Annotated in this window: 5 protein-coding genes; 3 read left to right on the forward strand and 2 right to left on the reverse strand. The window is 61.3% G+C overall.

All coding sequences use genetic code 11. The features are described 5' to 3' along the window. On the forward strand, positions 1-569 hold a 569-nt coding region (locus VGI36_07890), incomplete at its 5' end, for a hypothetical protein (protein HEY2485054.1). A gap of 58 nt (positions 570-627) precedes the next feature. Here VGI36_07890 and VGI36_07895 read toward each other — a convergent pair. Then, positions 628-1,248 (reverse strand): RlmE family RNA methyltransferase, encoded by a 621-nt coding sequence (locus tag VGI36_07895; protein HEY2485055.1) that lies wholly within the window; start codon positions 1,246-1,248, stop codon positions 628-630. Positions 1,249-1,320: 72 nt separating this feature from the next. Here VGI36_07895 and VGI36_07900 point away from each other — a divergent pair, with 72 nt between their 5' ends. Beyond that, on the forward strand, positions 1,321-2,925 hold the full coding sequence (locus tag VGI36_07900; protein ID HEY2485056.1) for an NAD(P)/FAD-dependent oxidoreductase: 1,605 nt from the start codon (positions 1,321-1,323) through the stop codon (positions 2,923-2,925). Continuing rightward, positions 2,922-3,647, forward strand: a complete 726-nt coding sequence (locus tag VGI36_07905; protein ID HEY2485057.1) for an RNA methyltransferase — start codon at positions 2,922-2,924, stop codon at positions 3,645-3,647. Before VGI36_07900 ends, VGI36_07905 begins: the two co-directional genes overlap by 4 nt. Before the next feature lie 33 nt (positions 3,648-3,680). Here VGI36_07905 and VGI36_07910 read toward each other — a convergent pair. Further along, positions 3,681-4,037 (reverse strand): EF-hand domain-containing protein (locus VGI36_07910; protein ID HEY2485058.1); only part of this gene is annotated, 357 nt, incomplete at its 5' end.

A 4,037-nucleotide genomic window follows, 5' to 3' on the forward strand; every position in this document is an offset into this window, starting at 1 on the left:
CCGTCGTTGAAACGCGAGACGTTGCCGCACTCCTGCAGGGCTCGATCAGCAGTGCGACCACGACCCTGCGGCGCCTGGCGCAAAAAAAGATGGTCATCCACCTAAGCCGCGGACGCTGGCTGATACACGACAAGATCGATCGACTGGCGCTGCCCGAACTGATTTCTGCGCCCTACCCGGCCTACGTCTCACTCCAGTCAGCTCTGTTTCATCACGGGCTGATCGAGCAGGTTCCATCAGTCATCTACGCCGTTACGCCCGCAAGGCCCCGCCGCCTGCAAACTCCAATGGGCACGATTTCGTTCCATCACATTCCGCCGGAACTGTTCATGGGATTCGAGCTGCTACCCCGATCCGACGCAAAGGTCGCAACGCCCGAGAAGGCGCTTTTCGACCTGTTTTATCTTGCACCGGGCCGCTCGCGGCTATTCTCCCAGCAGCCCGAACTGACGATCCCGCGGCGCTTTCAGTGGGAGCGGCTGAAGGAGTACACGAAGCTGGTGAAGTCAGCCGGCAGGAGGACGTACATAGCAGAACGAATCAAGGTCTTGCGGTCAGCTCAGTCTTGAGGAAACGACATTCCAGCGGGAAGGCCGCACGACACGCCGGGGCGTAACGCGAACTACTTCATCCGGTAAACCCCTTCGCGACCAGATATACCTCGCGCGATTCCTTGCGCGAGGCGGCAGGCTTGCGGATGAGCACCTTCGCGAAGTGAGCCCGCAGCTCCTTCAAATACTGATCCGACCCCGAGCCTTGGAACATCTTGGCGGCGAAGCTCGCACCAGGCTTCAAGGTCTTGCACACCGTGTCGAGCGCCAGCTCCAGGAAATAGATCGACCTCGCCTGATCGGCCGAATCGATGCCGCTGATGTTCGGCGCGATGTCGGAAATGATCAGATCGAACTTTGTGCCGCCGAGCCAGGCGAGTACCTGCTGCACGATGGCCTCGTCAGTGAAATCGCCCCGGATGAAATCGACATTCTTCAGCTCGTCCATCGGCAGAATGTCTGTGGCGAGCACGCGTCCCTTTTCGCCGACGAGCTTGCCAGCCACCTGCGACCAACCGCCGGGCGCGGAGCCGAGGTCCATGACCCGCATGCCGGCGCGGATCAGTTTGTCCTTGTCATTGAGCTCGATCAGCTTGTAGGCCGAACGCGAACGATAACCGTCCCTCTGTGCCTGCTTGACGAAAGGATCACTGAGGTGGCGGGAGAGCCAGCTGGCGCTGCTTTTCGTTCGGGGCATCTTCCGAGGGAGCTACGGGTTATAATCGCGCGATTCTACCCTCTGCCGGATTTACCGGCCAGGAAGACGCCGGTGATCCGCATTACCGAGTTGCCGTTGCCGCTCGATGACACGCCTGAGGCGCTACGTCAAGCCATTTTGCGGCGTCTTGCCATCCCCGCGGCGGAGTTGCTCGATGTCAATCTCTTCAAGCGCAGCTACGATGCGCGCAAGAAGAACAGCGGCATCCTTTTCATCTGTATCGTCGATGTCACGGTGCGTGACGAAACCGCCGTGCTGAAGCACCTCGTGCGGGATCGCCAGGTCGGCGTCTCACCGGACACGAGCTATCACCCGGTTGCGCAAGCGCCCGCGCAGCTCGAGGAACGGCCGCTGGTCGTCGGGTTCGGCCCTTGCGGACTATTCGCGGCACTCCTGCTCGCCCAAATGGGCTTCAAGCCCATCGTTCTGGAACGCGGCCGTGATGTACGGCGGCGAACGCGCGATACCTGGGCCCTGTGGCGGGAGAACACGCTGACGCCGGAATCCAATGTTCAATTTGGCGAAGGTGGCGCGGGCCTCTTTTCCGACGGCAAGCTCTACAGCCAGATCAAAGATCCGAGATTCTATGGCCGCAAGGTAATGCGGGAGTTCGTGCGCGCCGGTGCTCCGGCGGAAATTCTCTATGTCAGCAAGCCGCACATCGGCACGTTTCGGCTGACGGGCGTCGTATCGAAGATGCGCGAGGAGATCATCTCGCTCGGCGGTGAGGTACGCTTCGAAAGCAAGGTTACCGATCTGCTCATCGAACTGGGACGGATCGAAGGTGTGGTGCTGGCGAGCGGGGAGACTCTGCATAGTCGCCACGTAGTGCTCGCCCTGGGGCACAGCTCCCGCGATACCTTCCGCATGCTGGAGCGCCGGCGCGTCCATCTCGAGGCCAAACCCTTTGCCATCGGCCTGCGTATCGAGCATCCCCAGTCGCTGATCGACAGCGCCCGCCTCGGGCGTTTTGCCGGTCATCCGCAACTGGGTGCCGCAGACTACAAACTGGTACATCACGCCCGCAATGGGCGCTCGGTCTACAGCTTCTGCATGTGTCCCGGCGGCACGGTGGTTGCCGCCACCTCCGAGCCGGAGCGCGTGGTCACCAACGGCATGAGTCAGTATTCGCGCAACGAGCGTAATGCCAACGCCGGCATCGTGGTCGCAATCAATCCCGAACCGGACTTCCCCGGCGGAACGCTCGCGGGCGTCGACATGCAGGAGGCATGGGAATCCAAGGCCTTTCTTGCAGGCGGCAGCGACTACTGCGCACCGGGACAGCTGGTTGGCGATTTCCTGCGCGGTGTCGGCTCCACCCAGCTCGGCGAGGTCGTTCCCTCATATGCGCCGGGCGTGCGTTTGGGTGACCTGTCACAGGCTCTGCCGCACTATGCCATCGAGGCCATACGCGAGGCATTACCTGCATTCGGTAAGCAGCTCCGCGGCTTCGATCGGGACGATGCCGTGCTCACCGCCGTGGAGAGCCGCACCTCTTCGCCCGTACGCATCACGCGGGACGCTGAGTCCCTGCAGAGTCTCAACGTGCGTGGGCTCTATCCTTGCGGTGAAGGTGCGGGTTATGCCGGTGGCATCCTCTCGGCCGGTGTCGATGGCATCAAGGTAGCCGAAGCAGTCGCGCGGAGCCTGTCGTGAAATTCGAAGACATAAAAAAACTTCATCAGAAGAAGTTCCGCGAGCAGTTCGGTTGTTTCCTGCTGGAGGGCGAGCATCTGGTGCAGGAGCTGCAGAAGGCTGCGATTCGTGACGCGCGGCTGCGCACCAGCGAAATCTATGTCACTCGGGAATATGCGCACTGGACCAGCGAGCTCCCGATTCACGTGGTCGATTCCCGCCACATGGCGCAGCTCAGTGAGACGCGCTCGCCCCAGGGTATTGCCGCGATCGCGCCGTTACTGGCGACACCCACGCAGCAGCCCGGTGAGCGCGCCATCTATCTGCATGAGATTCAGGATCCGGGAAATCTCGGCACGATCCTGCGCTCGCTCGCCTGGTTCGGTGGCTTCCGCTGCCTGCTCAGCCCCAATAGCGTGGACGTATATAACGGCAAGTCGGTGCGCGCCAGCATGGGAGCCATCTTTCATGTGCCGGTGGAGCTCGAAGTGCCGTTGCCGGCACTCCCGGGGCGCTTCGGTCGGATCGCCAGTCTCGATCTGCACGGTAAGCCAATCTCTGCGCCTGAATTTCGTGACTTCGACTGCTACATCTACGGCAATGAAGCTCGGGGTTTGCCACGTGACTCCCTAAGTGGAATCAGTGCAACGTCGTTCACGATCGCGGGAACGGGCGCGATCGAATCGCTGAACGTTGCGGCGACGGTGAACATTTGTCAGTACGAGCTGGCGCGGTCAGCGTAAATCGGCACCGTCGGCAGCAGCCGCTCGGGGCTCTCAGGAGACCGGCGAGCCACCGGTCGCGAAGAATTGTCCCGGGCCGAGCAAGCCCTTGTGAGTGCGGCTCGTATCCATCATGTCGAATACCTTGAGCTGATAGCGAAGGAATTCCTGGCGGGATATCCTACCGTCCCAGTCCGTGTCGATCTTCTCGAACATCTCGCGCGTGAGCAGGCTGTTCGCATAGCCGCCGGTGGCGAACACAGCCACGTTCGGCCGGGAGCTCATGTATTCAGACTCGTCGACCTCTCCGGTCCTGTGCGTGTCTATCATCGCGAATACTTCGTTCTGGAACGCGATCCACTCCTTCCGGGACACCATATTGTCGTGATCGGTGTCCATCTTGTGCATCAC

The organism is Candidatus Binataceae bacterium (assembly GCA_036495685.1).
Taxonomy (GTDB): Bacteria; Desulfobacterota; Binatia; order Binatales; family Binataceae; genus JAFAHS01.

Excerpts from the sequence above, each read along its gene's own strand:
- VGI36_07895 (HEY2485055.1), bottom strand. The coding sequence starts at position 1,248 with ATGCCCCGAACGAAAAGCAGCGCCAGCTGGCTCTCCCGCCACCTCAGT.